This is a genomic window from Hydrogenophaga pseudoflava, assembly GCF_004353865.1.
GTDB classification, from domain to species: Bacteria; Pseudomonadota; Gammaproteobacteria; order Burkholderiales; family Burkholderiaceae_C; genus Hydrogenophaga; species Hydrogenophaga pseudoflava.
In genome coordinates this window covers 832,357-851,875 of sequence record NZ_CP037867.1, presented here as the reverse complement: position 1 = coordinate 851,875, position 19,519 = coordinate 832,357, and the positions used below count along the sequence as shown (strand labels likewise).

Genomic DNA, 19,519 nt, shown 5'->3' with positions numbered 1-19,519 from the left:
CGCGACACGCGGCCACCGCCCTGACATGCCCAAGGAACCGTCCTCCCAGTTCGCCCCTTCCTGGTTTTCCACGCTGGAAGCCGGCAACAGCGCGCAGGACCGCCACCACCAGGTGCGGGCCTATGTGCGCCTGTGGCGCGCTTTCATGCGGGCCCGGGTGCTCATCGCCTTCGTGCTGCTGGCGCTGCAGGTGTTTCTGCTGAGCAGCCCGGGCGCCGGGCCATCGTGGCTGGTGGCGGTGTGCGCGCTGCACCTGAGTGCGGCGCTGGCCGTGCTGTTTTCGACCCGCCCTCCGGCCCCGGGACAGGCCTTGGGTGTTCAATGGCTGCTGACCATCGGGGTCGACCTGGCCGCCTTCGGCGTGCTGCAGTACTTCGAGCAGGCCGGCATCAACTACACCCCGCTGTTCGCCTTGCCCGTGCTGATGGCGGCCATCCTGGGCTCCATGACCCTGGCACTGGCCACCGCCGCCGTGGTGACGCTGTACCTGCTGGGCGAAGCGGCGATCAGCGCCCCGCTGCTCAGCGAGGTGTCGACTTCGCGCTTCCTGCAGTCTGGATTGACGGGCACCGGCTTTTTCCTGGTCGCCATCCTGGCCAGCCAGCTGGCGCAGCGGCTGGCGCGCGAGGAGGCCCGCGCCCGCAGCAGCCAGGCCGCGGCCCGCGCACAGGCCCAGGTCAACGAACTGATCATCGAGAGCCTGAGCGAAGGGGTGCTGGTGGTCGACCGCCATGGCGTGGTGCGCAATGCCAATCCCGCGGCGCAGGGCATGCTCATGGGCGAGGCCTACCCCCATGCCGCCAAGCTGCTGCTGTCGGCGCGCGCCGGCTGGGAAGAGCTGGCGCGGCTGGTGGACCAGACCTTCCTGCGGGGCCAGGAGCTCGAATCCGAGGTCCGGGTGGACCTGGACGAACTCACCACCCACCGCCTGTTCGCGCGCACGCGGCTGACCAGCGCCCAGAGCGCGCGCCCCATCGAGCTCTGCGTGCTGTTCCTGGAAGACCTGCGCGAGGTCGAGGCGCGCGTGCGCACCGAGAAGCTGGCCTCCATGGGTCGCATGTCGGCCGCGGTGGCGCACGAGATCCGCAACCCGCTGTCGGCGATCACGCAGGCCAATGCGCTGCTGGACGAAGAAGTCACCGAAGCGGGGCAGAAGCGGCTGACGCGCATGATCGACCAGAACGCGCAGCGCCTGGCCAAGATCGTGGACGACATCCTCAATGTGGCCCGTGCGCAGCCCAGCCAGGGCGAGACGGCGCCGGCCCTGCCCCTGGACCAGACGGTGCGCTACATCACCCATGAATGGAACCGCGGGGCGCAGGCGCAGGGCGTTCTGGGTGTGCACCCGCACGCGCCAGGCGCGCACATCGCGTTCGACCCCGAACACCTGAGGCGCCTGCTGATCAACCTGCTGGACAACGCCCTGCGCCACGCCAGCCGGCGCCCCTCATCGGTGCGGGTGATCACGCAGCCCAGCGGGTCGGACCGGGTGCGCATCTCGGTGTGGAGCGACAGCGCGCCGCTGGAGCCTGGCGTGCTCAAGCACCTGTTCGAACCCTTCTTTTCTTCCGAGAGCCGGTCCAGCGGACTGGGCCTGTACATCTGCCGGGAGCTGTGCGAGCGCTACGGCGCGCAGATCGCCTACCAGCGCAGCCGGCTCGACCAGAAGGAGGGCAACGAGTTCTACATCCTGGTCCCCACCCTGCAGGGCGGCGTGCGGGCCCCGGTCCAGCAGAGCCTGACCTATCCTCCGGGGGACTCGGTGCCCCCACCCTCGCGCCCGTCCACCAACGGACCACCGTCCCTGTCCACGCTCTGAGTGCCCATGTCCGCCTCCTCCACCGCCTGTGTGCTGGTCGTCGACGACGAACCGGACCTGCGCACCCTGTACGAACTCACCCTGTTGCGCGAAGGCCATGAGGTCGTGTCGGCGCCCGACCTCGCCCAGGCCCGGGAGTGGCTGGGCCAGCGGCGCTTCGATGTGCTGATCTCCGACATGCGCCTGCCCGACGGCCTGGGCCTGGAGCTGCTGCGCGAACTGGGCGAGCAGCAGCGCACCGAAAAGACCATCGTGATCACGGCCTACGGGTCGGTCGAAAACGCGGTCGAGGCGCTCAAGAGCGGGGCTTTCGACTACCTGACCAAGCCGGTGGACCTCAAGCAGCTGCGCGCCGCAGTGCAGGCCGCCCTGCATAGCCAGCGCCATCCGGCGGCCGGCGCGCCGCGCCGCGGCACGGTGAACGACCCCCCGCGCAGCGCTCCCCCGCCGCCGGCCGGCGTGCAGGCGCTGCGGCGCATCGTCGGCGCATCGGCGACCATGCAGCAGATCCGTCAGCGCATCGAAAAAGTGGCGACCAGCATGGCCCCGGTGCTGATCCTGGGCGAATCGGGCACCGGCAAGGAACTGGTGGCGCGGGCCGTGCACGAGTGCAGCCACCGCTCCGACGGACCGTTCGTGGCCGTCAACTGCGGGGCGATCCCGGACAACCTCATCGAGGCCGAGTTCTTCGGCGCGCGCAAAGGCGCCTACACCGGTGCCAGCCACGACCGGGAAGGCTACTTCCAGGCGGCCCGCGGCGGCACCCTGTTCCTCGACGAAATCGGCGACCTGCCGCTGGGCATGCAGGCCAAGCTGCTGCGTGTGATCCAGGAGCGGCGCGTGCGTCCGCTGGGCGGTGTGCAGGAGGAAGCGGTCGACGTGCGGCTGGTCAGCGCCACCCACAAGGACCTCGCGGCCCTGGTCCGGGACGGTGAGTTCCGGCAGGACCTGTTCTACCGGCTCAACGTGATCGGCCTGCGCACACCACCGCTGCGGGAACGGCGGGAAGACCTGCCTGGGCTGGTCGATGCCCTGCTGCAGCGCATCTGCAGCGAATCCGGCCAGCCGATCCCCACCCTCACTGCCGATGCCCTCGCCTGGCTGCAGGCGCGCGAGCTGCCGGGCAACGTCCGCGAGCTGGAGAACCTGCTGCAGCGCGCGCTCGCGCTGAGCTCCGGCAGCCATCTGCAAGCGCAGGACTTCGCGGACCCGGGCGATGTGGACGCCGGCTTCACGGCCACCCGGCCGCCCAGCGAGCCGGTGGAGTCCACCGAGCCGCCCACCACCCAGCCCGACACCATCCCCGACGATCTGCAGAGTTACCTGGACGAGCAGGAGCGACAGGTCCTGCTCATGGCGCTCAAGGAATGCGACTACAACCGCACGGCCGCGGCCAACCGCCTGGGGCTCAACCTGCGGCAGATCCGCTACCGCATCCAGCGCCTGGGCATCACCATGCCGTCCGACGATGACGACAGCACCACCTGACACCGGCGACTGGTCGGGGGGCTGGCTGCGCACCGCGCAGCAGGTGCTCTCGCCCAACGCCAACGACCGCCCCGCGGGCGCCGTGGTCGACCTCATCGTCCTGCATTCAATCAGCCTGCCGCCCGGGCAATACGGCGGGCCGGAGGTCGAGCAGCTGTTCACCAACCGGCTCGACTGGTCGGCCCACCCCTACTTCGAGCAGATCCGGGGGCTGGAGGTCTCGGCCCACTTTTTCGTGCGCCGCGACGGACAGGTCGTGCAGTTCGTGGACGCGGACCGGCGCGCCTGGCACGCGGGCGTGTCGTGCTGGCGCGGCCGCGAGCGCTGCAACGACGACTCGATCGGCATTGAGCTGGAGGGACTCGAAGGCCAGACCTTCGAGGACGCGCAATACCGCGCGCTGGCCGACCTGTGCCGGCAGCTGGCCGACCGCTACCCGATCACCCACATCGCCGGCCACGAGCACATCGCCCCCGGTCGCAAACTCGACCCGGGGTCCGGCTTCGACTGGGCACGGCTGCAGCGCGGACTGGCCTGGGATCATCGGTGCTTTCCCGAATGTGTGATCGCCACATTCGATCCGGACGCCTCCACAGCCTGACCGGCGCCCCTCCGCGCATCGCCAGCAAACACGCGGATTTCCGCGCGGAATCCGCACGAAATGCGCGTCGGCGCTCGGTTCCTGAGTCCAAGCCACGCACCGGCGCCGCACCACGCCAGGCCTGAACGCACCGCCTTTCCGATGGCTTTTTGCCAGACGAAAACCAGCATGCACTTTTTATCAAAACACTACCGGTAGTGGCTTGAACCACCACCAGACACCAGATATAGTGTGCGCCGCACCAGCCGAACCTTCGGCGCCACAACACAAACGAAAGAGGAACCATGCTGACCGCCACGCCCACAGCCTCCCCGAACACCCCCCACATGCCCACCAGCAGCGCCGGCTCCTCCGCCGAGGCCGCTGGCGCCTCCGTGCTGACCCAGTACCAGATCATCCGCCGCAACGGCGCGGTCGTGCCATTCGAGCCGAGCAAGATCGCGGTGGCCATGATGAAGGCCTTCCTGGCAGTGCACGGCACCCAGGGCGCGGCGTCGGCCAGCGTGCGCGAGACCGTGGACGCGCTGACCCAGACGGTGGTGCGCGCACTGATGCGCTCGCGCCCCGGCGGCGGCACCTTCCACATCGAGGACGTGCAGGACCATGTCGAACTGGGCCTGATGCGCGGTGGCCACCACGAGGTCGCCCGCGCCTACGTGCTGTACCGCGAGCGCCGGGCACAGGAACGCGCCCATCAGGCCGAAGCGGCCAAGCCCGCCGAAGCCACGCTGCATGTGATGGATGGCGGCCAGCGTGTGCCGCTGGACATTGCGCGCCTGCAGGGCCTGATTGAGGCCGCCTGCGCCAACCTGGGCCAGGACGTCAAGGCGGATCCCATCGTGGCCGAGACCAAGCGCAACCTGTACGACGGCGTGCCGATCGAGGAGGTCTACAAGGCCGCCATCCTGGCTGCGCGCACCCTGATTGAAAAGGACCCGGACTACACCTACGCCACCGCGCGCCTGCTGCTGCACACCGTGGTCAAGGAGGTGCTGGGCGAAGAGGTGCCGGCCGCACAAATGGGTGAGCGCTACGCCGACTACTTCCCGCAGGCGATCAAGAAGGGCGTGCAGAACGAGCTGCTGGACGAGAAGCTGCTGCAGTTCGACCTGGCCCGCCTGGGCGCCGCGCTCAAGCCGGAGCGCGACCTGCAGTTCGACTACCTCGGCCTGCAGACCCTGTACGACCGCTACTTCCTGCATGTGCGCAAGACCCGCATCGAGCTGCCGCAGACCTTCTTCATGCGCGTGGCCATGGGCCTGGCGCTCAACGAGATCGACCGCGAAGCCCGCGCCATCGAGTTCTACGAGGTGCTGTCCTCGTTCGACTTCATGTCGTCCACGCCCACGCTGTTCAACGCCGGTACGCTGCGTTCGCAGCTCTCCAGCTGCTACCTCACCACCGTGCCCGACGACCTGGACGGCATCTACGAGTCGATCAAGGAAAACGCGCTGCTGTCCAAGTTCGCCGGCGGACTGGGCAACGACTGGACCCGCGTGCGCGCCCTGGGCGCGCACATCAAGGGCACCAACGGTGAATCGCAAGGCGTGGTGCCCTTCCTGAAGGTGGTCAACGACACCGCCGTCGCGGTGAACCAGGGCGGCAAGCGCAAGGGCGCGGTCTGCACCTACCTGGAAACCTGGCACCTGGACATCGAAGAATTCCTGGAGCTGCGCAAGAACACCGGCGACGACCGCCGCCGCACCCACGACATGAACACGGCGAACTGGATTCCCGACCTGTTCATGAAGCGCGTGATGGAAAAGGGGGAGTGGAGCCTGTTCTCGCCCAACAACGTGCCCGACCTGCACGACCTGTTCGGCGCCGACTTCGAGAAAGCCTACCTGGCCTACGAGGAGAAGGCGGCCCGCGGCGAGATCAAGCCCTACAAGAAGGTCTCGGCCACCGACCTGTGGCGCAAGATGCTGTCAATGCTGTTCGAGACCGGCCATCCCTGGATCACCTACAAGGACGCCTGCAACGTGCGCAGCCCGCAGCAGCACGCCGGCGTGGTGCACAGCTCCAACCTCTGCACCGAGATCACGCTCAACACCAGCGACACCGAGACCGCCGTCTGCAACCTCGGCTCGGTCAACCTGCACCGCCACCTCAGCAACGGCCAGCTCGACCACGCCAAGCTGCAGAAGACGATCAACACGGCGATGCGCATGCTCGACAACGTGATCGACATCAACTACTACGCGGTCAAGAAGGCGCGCGACTCCAACCTGCGCCACCGCCCGGTCGGCCTGGGCCTGATGGGCTTCCAGGACGCGCTGTACGAACTGCGCATTCCCTACGCCTCCAACGAGGCGGTCGAGTTCGCCGACCGCTCGATGGAAGCGATCTGCTACTACGCCTACTGGGCCTCGACCGAGCTGGCACGCGAGCGCGGCCGCTACAGCAGCTACCGCGGCTCGCTGTGGGACCAGGGCATCCTGCCGCCCGACACGCTGGACCTGCTGGCGCGCGAGCGCGGCGGCTATGTGGACGTGGACCGCTCGGCCAGCCTGGACTGGGACGCGCTGCGCAAGAAGATCGCGCAGGACGGCATGCGCAACTCCAACTGCGTGGCCATCGCGCCCACCGCCACCATCTCCAACATCATTGGCGTAGACGCATCCATCGAGCCCTGCTTCGGCAACCTCTCGGTCAAGTCCAACCTGTCGGGCGAGTTCACCGTCATCAACAGCTACCTGGTCAAGGACCTCAAGCGCCTCGGTCTGTGGGACGACGTGATGGTCATGGACCTCAAGCACTTCGACGGTTCGCTGCGCCCCATCGACCGTGTGCCGCAGGACGTGAAGGCGCTCTACGCCACCGCGTTCGAGGTGGAGCCGACGTGGCTGGTGGAAGCCGCCGCACGCCGCCAGAAGTGGATCGACCAGGCGCAGAGCCTGAACATCTACATGGCCGGCGCCTCGGGCAAGAAGCTCGACGAGACCTACAAGCTCGCCTGGCTGCGCGGTCTCAAGACCACCTACTACCTGCGCACCACCTCGGCCACGCACGCTGAAAAATCCACCGGTCGCACCGGCCAGCTCAACGCGGTGTCGGCCCATGGTGGCGAGCCTGCGATGAGCGCGGCACCTGCGGCAGCAATGGCCTCCGAGCCCGCGACCGACATCAAGTTCTGCGCGATCGACGACCCGGGCTGCGAAGCCTGCCAGTGATGCCTGCGCTCATGCGCGTGATGAAGGTGTCGCACCGTGTGCTTTTTCGATGCGACACCGCAACACAAAACATTCATCGCGCGCATGAGTCCTTTGCATTTCATGCCGACACTTCGATAATCCGCTGCATTGGACACCACCATGCTGACCTGGGACGAACAAGTCACTCCCTCCTCGAAGCCCGCTCTTCAAACATTGCCACCCACCTCATCGGGTGCGCAAGCTGCAGTGTCCTCCCCCGCTTCTTCCTCCGCCGCACACAGCAGCGAGCAACGCCGCGTGAACGTGGCAGACAAACGCATCATCAACGGCCAGACCGACGTCAACCAGCTGGTGCCGTTCAAGTACAAGTGGGCCTGGGAAAAATACCTCGCCACCTGCGCCAACCATTGGATGCCGCAGGAAGTGAACATGAGCCGCGACATCGCGCTCTGGAAAGATCCCAACGGCCTGACCGAAGACGAGCGCCGCATCGTCAAGCGCAACCTCGGTTTCTTCGTCACCGCCGACTCGCTGGCCGCCAACAACATCACGCTGGGCACCTACCGTCACATCACCGCGCCCGAGTGCCGCCAGTTCCTGCTGCGCCAGGCGTTTGAAGAAGCCATCCACACCCACGCCTACCAGTACATCGTGGAGAGCCTGGGCCTGGACGAAGGCGAGATCTTCAACGCGTATCACGAGGTGCCGTCGATCCGCAACAAGGACGAGTTCCTGATCCCGTTCATCGACGCGATCATGGACCCGAACTTCAAGACCGGCACGCCCGAGGCCGACCAGACCCTGCTCAAGAGCCTGATCGTGTTCGCCTGCCTGATGGAAGGCCTGTTCTTCTACGTCGGCTTCACCCAGATCCTGGCGCTGGGCCGGCAGAACAAGATGACCGGTGCCGCCGAGCAGTACCAGTACATCCTGCGCGACGAGTCCATGCACTGCAACTTCGGCATCGACCTGATCAACGCGATCAAGCTCGAGAACCCGATGCTGTGGACACCGCAGTTCAAGGCCGAGATCAAGGAGCTGTTCCTCAAGGCCGTGGACCTGGAATACCAGTACGCCGAAGACACCATGCCGCGCGGCGTGCTCGGGCTCAACGCCTCCATGTTCAAGGGCTACCTTCGCTACATCGCCAACCGCCGTGCCACGCAGATCGGCCTGGAGCCGCTGTTCCCGAACGAAGAGAACCCGTTCCCCTGGATGAGCGAGATGATCGATCTCAAGAAGGAACGCAATTTCTTCGAGACCCGCGTCATCGAATACCAGTCCGGCGGAGCGCTGTCCTGGGACTGATGCCTCATCCCATGCTCACCGAACCACAAAGCCCTGCCCCAGACGTTCCAGCGTCCGGGGCAGGGCTTTGTCACAAGATTCAAGGCCTTGGCGCCTTTCGTGGATGCATCCACGGCGCCAGGTCCCTGAATCACTTCCGCGGAGATTTGCCGCGCGAAGTGCTCTTTGCAACTTGATCAAGGAGAAAACAATGGCAACTGCGAAAAAAGCCCCGGCCAAAAAGGCCGCTGTGAAGAAGGCCGCTGCTCCGGCCAAGAAGGCCGCTGCACCGAAGAAGGCCGCTCCGGCCAAGAAGGCTGCTGCACCGAAGAAGGCCGCCGCTCCGGCCAAGAAGGCTGCTGCACCGAAGAAGGCCGCTCCGGCCAAGAAGGCTGCTGCACCGAAGAAGGCCGCTGCTCCGGCCAAGAAGGCTGCTGCACCGAAGAAGGCCGCTCCGGCCGCTCCGGCCAAGAAGGCTGCTGCGCCGAAGAAGGCCGCTCCGGCCAAGAAGGCTGCTGCGCCGAAGAAGGCCGCCGCTCCGGCCAAGAAGGCTGCTGCGCCGAAGAAGGCCGCTGCTCCGGCCAAGAAAGCCGCTGCCCCCAAGAAGGCCGCTGTCAAAAAGGCAGCCCCCGCAAAAAAAGCTGAGCCGGCCAAGAAGCCGGCAGCCCCTGCGGCCCCTGCAGCGCAAACCAAGCTGAACCCTCAGGCTGCCTGGCCGTTCCCCACGTCCAGCAAGCCCTGATTCATCCTCCGGGATGATTGACAAGCCCGGCGTGAAAACGCCGGGCTTTTTCATTGCCGCGCCCAGTCAGAGCGTGTAGTTCTGGCCACCCCTGCTGGCGATCTTGGTGGCCCCCAGGCGGTTGCCCAGTTCCGCACAACGCTCCAGCGACCAACCTTGCGACAGCCCGTGCAGCAGCGCGGCACGGAACGCATCACCGCAACCGGTCGGGTCCACCACCGCACTCGCAGACACACCAGCCACCCGGGTCTGGCGCCCCTCTGCATACACATCACAGCCGTGCTCGGCCAGCGTCACGACCAGCCCCTGAACCTGGCCAGCGATCTCCGAGAGGCTCAGGCCCGTGCGATCGCTGAGCATCTTGCCTTCGTAGTCGTTGACCGCCACCCAGCTGGCCATCGATACGAAGTGGCGCAGTTCGTCGCCGTTGAACATCGGGAGGCCCTGACCGGGGTCGAACACAAAGGGAATGCCCGCGTCGTGCAGCTGTTGCGCATGCTCCAGCATGGCGTCCCTGCCATCCGGTGCCACGATCGCCAGGCGGATGCCGGCGTCAACGGGCACACGGTTTTCATGGGCCTGCGACATGGCGCCGGGGTGGAACTCCGTGATCTGGTTGTTGTCGCGGTCGGTCATGATCATCGCCTGCGCGGTGTAGTTGTCCGCCGTCGTGCCGATGAAGCGCGTGTCCACACCCAGGCCCTGCAGCCGCGACAGGTAGTCCTGCGCATCGTTGCCGACCATGGCCAGCGGCACCGCATCGGACCCCAGTTGCCGCAGCCCATACGCAATGTTGCCGGCACAGCCGCCGAACTCCCGGCGCATGCCGGGCACCAGGAAGGACACATTGAGGATGTGCAGCCGGCTGGGCAGGATCTGCTCGGCGAAACGCCCCTCGAAGGTCATGATGGTGTCGAACGCCAGGGAGCCGCAGATGAGGATGGACATGATGAAAAGAAAAAGGAATCAGGGATAGAACACCAGGGCACGGTAGCCCGTCATGGAAGACACACCGCTGTCAGCGATGGACAGCCGCAGGCTCATGGAGACCACACCTTGCGCCGGCAACACCTCTGGTGCTCCCGGCAGCTCGGCCGGAAGAAACACCCGCCGGACGATCACGTTGTCCCGAGCATCGGTCAGGCTCAGTTCGAGCGCGGGCACCGCCAGCGGCAGCGCGGCACTGTTCTTGAGCACCAGGTCGAATGAATAGAAGTTGCCCAGGCGACGCACCAGGTTGGAGCTGTCGATGAGCACCGCCTCGATCTCGCGGGCCGGACCGATGCTGCAGTCCAGAGGCCGGCACAGCATCGCCAGCAGGGGCGCGCTGAACGGATACCGGGCCGCCAGCCGGTCCCGGTCGTGCACGGCCCACTGAGCCACCAGCCCGGCCAGCAGCACGAAGCACACCGCCACCAGGGACACGCGCACCCCCGAGGACTGCCAGAAAGCCTTCCGCCGGGCCTGCCGAACGAAGCTGGGTTCCGTCAGCACGGGCACATCGTCATCCCGCACCGGTTCCGCCGCCACCGGCGGTGGCTGTGTTGCCGCCACCGGAGGGCGCGCAGGAGGCGGACTCACGTCCGTCGCCGCCGCCTCTTCGGTAGACGTTGGCTCAGGAGCCGGGGGTGCGACGGAGACTTCCGAAGCCTGGACATCGTCTTTGGCCTGCGCTGCGAACCGGCGCAACTCGTCGGAAAACCCGTCGTCGGCATTTGCCGGGCCCGGCCCTGACGGCAGCTCGTCGGTCGATGGCTTCGAGTGCAGCAGCCATTCCTCATCCGCGTCATCGTGCGCCACAGGGACTGGAGGCGGCGAGGCGGCGACGACGGAAGGGGCTTGCACCGGTGCGGATACAGCCACCGGGTCTCCCTCCAGGAACAGCGTGGCATCGAACACATCGGAACAATGCCCGCAACGCACCCAGCCGTCGGATATCTTGAGCTGGTCGGGAACGATCCGGAAGGTCGTTCCGCAAGCCGGACAGCGGGTGGTGAAACTCATGCGGCAATTATTGCAGGCACCCGCATCACGCCCGGCGGCAGGAACGCTTCACGCCTTGCGGGCGGTCATGAGAATCCAGCCGTCTTCCTCGTCGCTCACGCGCAGCTGCACCCAGGGCGCATAGGCCTCCCGCAACTCGTCCTCCTGCCGGGCCAGAATGCCGGCCAGCACCAGATGACCACCCGCCTTCACGCGTTCGCACAGCAGGGGTGCAAGCACCTTGAGCGGTGTGGCCAGGATGTTGGCCAGCACGACATCGAAGTGCCCGTCGACCGCATCGGGCAAGCCGGTGCGCAGAACCACGCCGTTGGCATCGGCGTTGAGCCGTGTGGACTCGACGGCGGCCGGATCGATGTCCACCGCCACGATGGGTTCGGCGCCGAACTTGGCCGCGCCGATGGCCAGGATGCCTGAGCCGCAACCGTAGTCGAGCACGCGCTGACCCCGCGGCGCATGGGCAGCGATCCAGCGCAGGCACATGCGGGTGGTCGGGTGGGTGCCCGTGCCGAAGGCCAGGCCAGGGTCGAGCCGGATCACTTCCTGTGCCGCTGCAGGCGGTTCGTGCCAGGTCGGCACGATCCAGAAGGTCGGTGTGATCTCGACCGGATCGAACTGCGACTGGGTCAGGCGCACCCAGTCCTGCTCCACCACGGCGCGCACGCCCATCACCTGCGAGCCCTCGAAGAAGTCTTGCGGCAGCAGCAACTCCGCCGCCTCGCGCGCCGCCGCCTCGTCCGGAAACAGCGCGACCACGCGCGAGCGGTTCCAGCCTTCTTTGGGTGGCGGCATGCCGGGTTCACCGAACAGCGCCTGCTCGGCCGGGGTCAGCGCATCGGCGTCCTCGACCGAGACGCTCAGCGCATCCAGCGCCACCAGCGCATCGCCGACCGGCTCGACGCCTGCCTCGGGCACCAGCAGCACCAGCTCGTGCAGCGAGCCACCGGACAGATCAGCGCTCACGCTGCGACAGCCACTCTTCGAGGTAGTGGATGTTGGTGCCGCCGGCCACGAAGCTGGCGTCGACCATCAGCTCGCGGTGCAGCGGGATGTTGGTCTTGATGCCTTCGACCACACACTCGGACAAGGCGGTGCGCATGCGCGCCAGCGCCTGTTCGCGCGTATCGCCGTGCACGATGATCTTGCCGATCATCGAGTCGTAGTTGGGCGGCACGAAGTAGTTGGTGTACGCATGCGAGTCCACGCGCACACCCGGCCCGCCAGGCATGTGCCAGGTGGTGATGCGCCCGGGCGACGGGGTGAACTTGTAGGGGTCTTCCGCGTTGACGCGGCACTCGATGGCGTGGCCTTTGAGCTGGATCTGGCGCTGCGTGAACGGCAGCTTCTCGCCGGCTGCGACCGCGATCTGGGTGCGCACGATGTCCACACCCGAAATCCACTCGGTCACCGGGTGCTCCACCTGCACACGGGTGTTCATCTCAATGAAATAAAACTCTCCGTTTTCGTACAGGAACTCGAAGGTGCCCGCACCGCGGTAGCCGATCTTCTTGCAGGCCGCCGCGCAGCGGTCGCCGATCTTTTCGATCAGGCGGCGTGGAATACCCGGCGCCGGCGCTTCCTCAATCACTTTCTGGTGGCGGCGCTGCATAGAGCAGTCGCGCTCGCCCAGGTAGACCGCGTTGCGGTGCGTGTCGGCCAGCACCTGGATCTCGATATGCCGGGGGTTCTGGAGGAACTTCTCCATGTACACCTCGGGGTTGCCGAAGGCCGCCGCGGCTTCCGCCTTGGTGGTCTGCACTGCGTGCAGCAGCGCCGCCTCGGTGTGCACCACGCGCATGCCGCGACCACCACCGCCGCCCGCGGCCTTGATGATCACCGGGTAGCCCACCGCCTTGGCGGTCTTCTTGATCACGGCCGGGTCGTCAGGCAGCGCGCCTTCGGACCCCGGCACGCAGGGTACGCCAGCGCGGATCATGGCCTGCTTGGCCGAGACCTTGTCGCCCATGATGCGGATGGACTCGGGGGTCGGGCCGATGAAGGTGAAGCCGCTGCGCTCAACGCGCTCGGCGAAATCGGCGTTCTCCGACAGGAAGCCGTAGCCGGGGTGGATCGCTTCTGCGTCCGTGACCTCGGCGGCCGAGATGATGGCCGGCATGCTGAGGTAGCTCTGACCCGATGGCGCCGGGCCGATGCAGACCGCCTCGTCGGCCAGCCGGACGTACTTGGCGTCTCGATCGGCCTCGGAATACACCATCACGGCCTTGATGCCCATCTCGCGGCAGGCACGCTGCACACGCAGGGCGATTTCGCCGCGGTTGGCGATGAGGATTTTCTTGAACATGGGGCGAGGATCCCCTTACTCGATGATGAACAGCGGCTGGCCGTATTCCACCGCCTGGCCGTTCTCGACCAGGATCTGCGTGATGGTGCCGCTCTTGTCGGCCTCGATCTCGTTGAGGATCTTCATGGCCTCGACGATGCAGATGGTCTCGCCTTCCTTGATGGCCTGCCCGATCTCGGCAAACGGCTTGGCACCCGGGCTGGACGCTCGGTAGAAGGTGCCCACCATGGGCGATTTGACCGTGTGCCCGGCCGGAGCCGGCGCAGCGGCAGCTGCAGACGCGGCATCGGCCACGGCCTGCACTACGGGGGCTGCGACCGCCGCCACAGGCGCTGCGGCGACAACCTGGGCCACTGCGGCCGCTGGAGCACTCTTGACGATCCTGACCTTGCCTTCGGCTTCGGTAATTTCCAGCTCGGACACGTTCGACTCGGACACCAGGTCGATCAGTGTCTTCAGTTTTCTAAGATCCATGATTTCTCCAACGAATTGCAGTCAAGTTGGTCAAACTTCGCTTATTTTCGATCAAACGAAGCACTGCCGCCTTGCCGGGGTGCGCAGTGTACACGAGGCGGAACACACCGGAGCTGCCGCTCGTCACACCCGAAGAAGCGGGTGGCGGGCCGCGACAGGCCCGCAAACTGGTCAAAGTTGGCGGGACTTTAACCGCTTTTTAATTCTGTTCGCAACGTGTGACGGGCACCGCCCGTCCGGTAGCGGACTCAGACCAGAAGAGCCCACTGTGCCAACTCTTCGGCACTGACTTTGCCCAGCTTGCGATGCAGCACAGCCCCGTCCACGCCAAACACCACGCTGAAAGGCAAGGCCCCGCTGGGGTTGCCCAGGCTTCGGGCCATGTCGGAACCGGCGAAGCCAGCCAGCGCCACGGGAAAGTCCAGCGGCAACCGCGCCAGAAACCGCGACACCGGAGCGGCCTGATCCACAGCCAGCCCCAGCACCTGCCAGCCGCGGCCCGAGTGCTCCCGGTAGAAGGTGTTGATGAGCGGCAGTTCCTCCACACAGGGCGGACACCAGGTGGCCCAGAAATTCACGAGCAAGGGGCGCCCCCTGAAGCCCGCCATGGACACCGGAGCGCCCAACACATCAGGAAACGCGCTCGCCCAGAACTGGCTTTCTGCCTCACCGAGCACCGGCCCCGGGCGCAGCCGCCACCAGGCCACGCCCGCACCGGCCGCCGCAGCCGCCGCGCCCACCCCCCCCATCAACAAGGTCCGCCGGTTCATGCTGGCGCCCTCTGGGAACCGGCGTCGGCGGCCAGCAAGGCGCGCACCTCCTGTGCATCGCCCCTGGGGCGCCGCCCCTGCGCGTCCGGCCTGAGCGCGCCGCGCAAGGCGTCGTGGTCCAGCACCAGCAGGTGCAGGAGCACCCACTGCCCCAGTGCCTCGCAGCGCAGCCTCAGCGTGAGGGCCTCGACCGGATCCCCTTGCGCATCGCTGGCCGCCGTCCCCGGGTGGTACTCGACCCGCTGGTCCAGCAGCGCCCACTCGGCAGATTTCTGATCGTCGCAGTACAGCTGCACATAGATGTCGCTGTGGCGGGTGGCGGTCCCGTGCCAGACCGCACCGCACAGATGGGGTCTGAACGCGGCCAGCCGCTCCATCCACGCCAGTGCCAGCTCCCGCAGCGCCCGCAGTTCCACAGGCTGTGTGTCGGAGCAGAAGATCGCGATGTGTTCGCGCACCGCTTCCTCCACGGCTTGGTTGTCGGGCCAGGGGGTGCGCGAGGGTGGAAGGCCGAGCTGCCTGGCCGCACGCCGCTTGGCTGCCGCGTATTCCAGGCCCTCGTCGACCACCAGGCGCGCTGCCACCGAGGCGATCTCGGCGGACGTGTCGGTGCGGAAGCTGTCCATGGACGGGGATTGTGCATGGGTGCCCCCTAGAATCGCTGGATGCACATTCATATCCTGGGCATTTGCGGCACATTCATGGGCGGCCTGGCCGCACTCGCACGCGAAGCCGGCCACCGCGTCACCGGCTGCGACGCCGGGGTCTATCCTCCGATGAGCGACCAGCTGCGCGCGCTGGGCATCGACCTGATCGAGGGGTTCTCTGCCGACCAGATGGACCTGGCCCCGGACATGTACGTGGTCGGCAACGTGGTCAGCCGCGCCCGACTGGCCGACGGCAGCCCGAAATTCCCACTGATGGAAGCCATCCTGGAAGCGGGAGCCCCCTACACCAGCGGCCCCCAGTGGCTGGCAGAGCACGTGCTGCAAGGGCGCCATGTGCTGGCGGTCGCCGGCACCCACGGCAAGACCACCACCACCTCGATGCTGGCCTGGGTGCTGGAAGCCAGCGGCCTGCAACCCGGTTTCCTGGTGGGAGGCGTGCCTATGAACTTTGGCGTGTCCGCACGCCTGGGCGCAGGCAAGACCTTCGTGATTGAGGCAGACGAATACGACACCGCCTTCTTCGACAAACGCAGCAAATTCGTCCACTACCGCCCGCGCACCGCCGTGCTCAACAACCTCGAGTTCGACCACGCCGACATCTTCGACAACCTGGCCGCGATCGAGCGGCAGTTCCACCACCTGGTGCGCACGGTGCCCGGCAGCGGTCGGCTGGTGGTCAACGGCCTTGAAGAAAGCCTGGACCGGGTGCTCCACATGGGGCACTGGAGCGAGGTGCGCAGCTTCGGCGCCGCCGTCAGCGACTTCAGTGCGGCAGGCGAACCCCACGCGTTCGACGTGCTTGAACGTGGCCAGACAGTGGCTCGCGTAGAGTGGGCACTCACTGGCGAACATAACCAGCTGAACGCGCTCGCAGCCATTGCTGCTGCCCAGCACGTGGGGGTGTCGCCCGCCGATGCGGCGAAGGCCTTGGGCCACTTCCAGAACGTGCGCCGGCGCATGGAGGTCCGCGGTACGGTGGCCCGTGAAGGCGGCGCCATCACCGTCTACGACGACTTCGCCCACCACCCCACCGCCATCCGCACCACGCTGGACGGACTGCGCCGGCATCTCGGCCCGTCGGGCGGGCGCATCCTGGCGGTGTTCGAGCCGCGCAGCAACACCATGAAGCTGGGCACGATGAAGTCGCAACTGCCCTGGAGCCTGGAGCAGGCCGACCTCGCGTTCTGCCACTCGGGCGGGCTGGACTGGGATGCGCGCGAGGCACTGGCGCCAATGGGCATACGCGCCTCGGTCGCCGAGACCGTCGACGAACTGGTGCGGCAGGTGGTCTCGGCCACCAGGGTCGGCGACCACATCGTCTGCATGAGCAACGGCGGCTTTGGCGGTGTTCACACCCGCCTGCTCACCGCCCTGGGTCCGACGACTCAGTAACCGACCGACATGGTGGCCAGGTCGACCGTCACGGTCGGCTTGGCCAGGGCAGCGCTGCTGGCGCGCGCAAACTCCATCGCCCAGTCCCGGTGCGCCGCATCGCGGAAGCGCTCCTGGCCAGCCGCCTGCGCCACGCCGAGCACCTTGTCGGCTGTCAGCACCTTGCCGGTCAGGCGGATGGGCTCGCAGTCGAACGCCGTGAACTGCTGGTCCAGCCAGGCGCGCGCCTGGTCGTGCGGCATGGGTTGCACCTCTTCAAGGTCGAAGCGGTAGGTGGCGGGTTCGCCCCAGGTCACGGTGACTTGGCTGCGCATGGGAATACTCCTGACGGCTAGGGATGAACACGGCGGTCCGCAAACCGGACCCCTCTCTTACATTGTCATTGTGCGCCCGTCGACACACGCAGTGGCGAATGAACCGCCTGCCGCAAGAGGCTGGACGGCACCACCGACTCTGGATTGTGCTGACGCGAGGAAAGGTCAGCGTCGAGATGGTCAAACCGCAGTGCCACCATTGAGCGCCGGTTGTCTCTTTCGGCCCGGCGGGCGCTGTCCACATCGGTCGTCAGCGCACCGCCGTGGTACAGCGCTGCCAGATGGCGCGCCAGGTCCGGATCCGACGACGAGGTTCGCTCGCGCAGCTGGGCGAACGTGGCCGGCCGGTCCATCAGTTCGCGCATCAGCACCAGGTGAAACTCGCCGAACCAGTGCGCCGGCAGGCGCGGCACCCGGCGCAGGTACAGACTCTGCTCGCGGTACCGGTGGGGCAACACATCGCGCCGGGTTCGCACCGCGTAGTTCCACATCACGCGGTGCAGCGGAAGGCGGATGAACGATGGCGGCACCTCCAGCGACAGCTTGGCGCCGAAGGTCCATTCGGCCATCGCCAGATCGATCGGCCGGGCCGGAATCAGCAGGGACGCCTGCCAGCGTTGAATGTCGATGACCGCCAGCAGCCGGTCACCCGCCGAGAGGTGGACCACACCACCGGAACGCATCTGGTCCATGTGGTCGTATATGCGTGCGCCTAGGGCGAACTGCGTGCGCAGGGGACGCAGCCAGGCCTCGAAACGCTGCAGGCGCTGGCGCACGCTGCCTTCACTGTCGGCCTCGAAGAACTCTGCCGACGCAAAACCCTCGGGCAAGGGAATGGCGAACGCCAGCGGTCGGTCGACTTCGGCACGGTTGAGGGTCAGGCGCTCACCGCTGCCGTAGGGATGACGGATCACCAGTTCGTCGCGACCGAGCACATTGACGGCATCGCCAGCGATCATCCAGGCGTCGGCCAGATGCGGATCGCAGGTGCGCCACTCAGGCCAGCCGGCGGGCGTGTGGGCCGCCCAAGCCTGCAGGCGCAGTCCCGCTGCATCGGAAAAACCCAACAATCCCAGACCCAGAACCGGCTGCTCCAAACACACCCCCTGCGGCACCCACGATGCGCATCACCAACTGCTCGCATTAGACCATTGTCCCCAGGGGTGGGCGCACCCGTTCGCGACAAGGATCTGCGAGCTACGCGACGAACGGCCGGTCAGCGCACGGTCCGCCGGCGGACCACCGCCTGGGAGAGGATTTCCAGTGCCTGCACCGAGTCGCCCCAGCCGAGGCAGGCGTCGGTGATGCTCTGGCCGTAGGCCAGTTTGTTCACGTCGTCCTTGCCCGGTGTGAACTTCTGGGCACCGGCCTCGATGTGGCTTTCGATCATGACGCCGAACACGCTCTTGCTGCCAGCGGCCATCTGCTGACCGATGTCGCGCGCCACCTCCAGTTGCTTCTCGTGCTGCTTGCTGCTGTTGGCATGGCTGCAGTCGACCATCAGGCGCGGCGTCAGCTTGGCGGCCTCCAGCTCCTTGACCGCTGCAGCGACACTGGCGGCGTCGTAGTTCGGCGTCTTGCCTCCGCGCAGAATGACGTGGCAGTCCTTGTTGCCGTTGGTCTGCACGATGGCGACCTGGCCGTTCTTGTGCACCGAAAGGAAGTGGTGGCCGCGCGCCGCGGCCTGGATGGCATCTGTCGCGATCTTGATGTTGCCGTCGGTGCCGTTCTTGAAGCCGATCGGTGCCGACAGGCCCGAGGCCAGCTCGCGGTGCACCTGGCTTTCGGTGGTGCGCGCACCGATGGCACCCCAGGCGATCAGGTCACCGATGTACTGCGGGCTGATCACGTCCAGGAACTCGCTGCCGGCCGGTAGGCCCTGGCGGTTGATCTCGATGAGCAGTTGGCGCGCGATGCGCAGGCCTTCGTCGATGCGGTAGCTCTCGTCGAGGTAGGGATCGTTGATCAGCCCCTTCCAGCCCACCGTCGTGCGCGGCTTCTCGAAGTAGACGCGCATCACTATTTCCAGCGTGTCGGCGTACTTCTCGCGCAGCGGCTTGAGGCGGCGGGCGTAGTCGAGCGCGGCGGCCGGGTCGTGGATCGAGCAGGGACCGATGATGACCAGCAGGCGGTCGTCCTTGCCGTGCAGGATGTCGTGGATGCGGCTGCGGGTCTGCTTGATGAGGGTTTCAACCGGCGTGCCGGCGATGGGGAAGAAGCGGATGAGGTGTTCGGGCGGCGGGAGCACGGTGATGTCCTTGATGCGCTGGTCGTCGGTCTGGCTGGTCTTGTCGGCAGGCCGCGCATACCAGGCATCGCTGGTGGTCGTGTTCTTGGCGTTCATCGAAAGCTCCTCGCAGGGTTGGAAAGTGAACAGGTGAAAAAAAACCGCCGGGCTGGAGGCCCGGCGGTTTCGGAGGTTCTGGGTTTCTTGGCGCGCTTACACCCTTGCCTCTCGTCCGCCGGGGACAGAGAACCAAAAGTAAAAGCCAAAAAAGATGGCGGC

Annotated in this window: 17 protein-coding genes; 7 read left to right on the top strand and 10 right to left on the bottom strand. The window is 66.6% G+C overall.

Going from position 1 to position 19,519, the window contains the following annotated elements:
• The first annotated feature begins 25 nt into the window (after positions 1-25).
• The 6 genes from HPF_RS04215 to HPF_RS04190 all read left to right on the top strand — a co-directional run bounded on the left by HPF_RS04215 (position 26) and on the right by HPF_RS04190 (position 9,092).
• Complete coding sequence (locus HPF_RS04215) at positions 26-1,819, top strand: sensor histidine kinase (protein ID WP_079364464.1); 1,794 nt, start codon at positions 26-28, stop codon at positions 1,817-1,819.
• A 6-nt stretch (positions 1,820-1,825) separates the two neighbouring features.
• Entirely contained in the window at positions 1,826-3,307 is a 1,482-nt protein-coding gene (locus HPF_RS04210) for a sigma-54-dependent transcriptional regulator (RefSeq protein ID WP_133155830.1), read from the top strand.
• Positions 3,288-3,908 (top strand): 1,6-anhydro-N-acetylmuramyl-L-alanine amidase AmpD, encoded by a 621-nt coding sequence (gene ampD, locus HPF_RS04205; protein ID WP_133155829.1) that lies wholly within the window; start codon positions 3,288-3,290, stop codon positions 3,906-3,908. Before HPF_RS04210 ends, ampD begins: the two co-directional genes overlap by 20 nt.
• A 284-nt stretch (positions 3,909-4,192) precedes the next feature.
• Entirely contained in the window at positions 4,193-7,081 is a 2,889-nt protein-coding gene (locus tag HPF_RS04200; RefSeq protein ID WP_133155828.1) for a ribonucleoside-diphosphate reductase subunit alpha, read from the top strand.
• A 141-nt stretch (positions 7,082-7,222) separates the two neighbouring features.
• Positions 7,223-8,371, top strand: coding sequence for a ribonucleotide-diphosphate reductase subunit beta (locus HPF_RS04195; RefSeq protein ID WP_079364460.1), 1,149 nt, complete (start codon positions 7,223-7,225; stop codon positions 8,369-8,371).
• A 190-nt stretch (positions 8,372-8,561) separates the two neighbouring features.
• Positions 8,562-9,092, top strand: a complete 531-nt coding sequence (locus HPF_RS04190; protein WP_133155827.1) for a histone — start codon at positions 8,562-8,564, stop codon at positions 9,090-9,092.
• 66 nt (positions 9,093-9,158) lie between these two features.
• On the opposite strand, the gene HPF_RS04185 is transcribed toward HPF_RS04190, so the two are convergent.
• The 7 genes from HPF_RS04185 to HPF_RS04155 all read right to left on the bottom strand — a co-directional run bounded on the left by HPF_RS04185 (position 9,159) and on the right by HPF_RS04155 (position 15,265).
• Positions 9,159-10,040, bottom strand: coding sequence for a carbohydrate kinase family protein (locus HPF_RS04185; RefSeq protein WP_133155826.1), 882 nt, complete (start codon positions 10,038-10,040; stop codon positions 9,159-9,161).
• Between the two features lie 18 nt (positions 10,041-10,058).
• Positions 10,059-11,096 carry a zinc-ribbon and DUF3426 domain-containing protein gene (locus HPF_RS23755; protein WP_207959303.1) on the bottom strand — a complete coding sequence of 346 codons (1,038 nt, stop codon included), beginning with the start codon at positions 11,094-11,096 and terminating at the stop codon, positions 10,059-10,061.
• Between the two features lie 48 nt (positions 11,097-11,144).
• Positions 11,145-12,029 carry a 50S ribosomal protein L11 methyltransferase gene (gene prmA / locus HPF_RS04175; RefSeq protein WP_133158021.1) on the bottom strand — a complete coding sequence of 295 codons (885 nt, stop codon included), beginning with the start codon at positions 12,027-12,029 and terminating at the stop codon, positions 11,145-11,147.
• 16 nt (positions 12,030-12,045) lie between these two features.
• Complete coding sequence (gene accC / locus HPF_RS04170; RefSeq protein ID WP_066153451.1) at positions 12,046-13,395, bottom strand: acetyl-CoA carboxylase biotin carboxylase subunit; 1,350 nt, start codon at positions 13,393-13,395, stop codon at positions 12,046-12,048.
• A 15-nt stretch (positions 13,396-13,410) separates the two neighbouring features.
• A complete protein-coding gene (gene accB / locus HPF_RS04165; RefSeq protein WP_133155825.1) occupies positions 13,411-13,869 on the bottom strand; it encodes an acetyl-CoA carboxylase biotin carboxyl carrier protein in 459 nt (152 codons plus the stop codon).
• 248 nt (positions 13,870-14,117) lie between these two features.
• Positions 14,118-14,639, bottom strand: coding sequence for a TlpA family protein disulfide reductase (locus tag HPF_RS04160; RefSeq protein WP_133155824.1), 522 nt, complete (start codon positions 14,637-14,639; stop codon positions 14,118-14,120).
• Positions 14,636-15,265, bottom strand: a complete 630-nt coding sequence (locus HPF_RS04155) for a hypothetical protein (protein WP_066153458.1) — start codon at positions 15,263-15,265, stop codon at positions 14,636-14,638. The genes HPF_RS04160 and HPF_RS04155 overlap by 4 nt, the downstream gene beginning before the upstream one ends.
• A gap of 39 nt (positions 15,266-15,304) precedes the next feature.
• Between HPF_RS04155 and mpl the strand changes: the two genes are divergently transcribed.
• Entirely contained in the window at positions 15,305-16,699 is a 1,395-nt protein-coding gene (gene mpl / locus HPF_RS04150) for a UDP-N-acetylmuramate:L-alanyl-gamma-D-glutamyl-meso-diaminopimelate ligase (protein WP_133155823.1), read from the top strand.
• On the opposite strand, the gene HPF_RS04145 is transcribed toward mpl, so the two are convergent.
• The 3 genes from HPF_RS04145 to HPF_RS04135 all read right to left on the bottom strand — a co-directional run bounded on the left by HPF_RS04145 (position 16,693) and on the right by HPF_RS04135 (position 19,357).
• A complete protein-coding gene (locus tag HPF_RS04145) occupies positions 16,693-17,013 on the bottom strand; it encodes a hypothetical protein (RefSeq protein ID WP_133155822.1) in 321 nt (106 codons plus the stop codon). The genes mpl and HPF_RS04145 overlap by 7 nt on opposite strands.
• Positions 17,014-17,078: 65 nt before the next feature.
• Positions 17,079-18,110, bottom strand: coding sequence for a hypothetical protein (locus HPF_RS04140; RefSeq protein WP_133155821.1), 1,032 nt, complete (start codon positions 18,108-18,110; stop codon positions 17,079-17,081).
• 119 nt (positions 18,111-18,229) lie between these two features.
• On the bottom strand, positions 18,230-19,357 hold the full coding sequence (locus tag HPF_RS04135; protein WP_066153470.1) for a 3-deoxy-7-phosphoheptulonate synthase: 1,128 nt from the start codon (positions 19,355-19,357) through the stop codon (positions 18,230-18,232).
• Between the last annotated feature and the right edge of the window lie 162 nt (positions 19,358-19,519).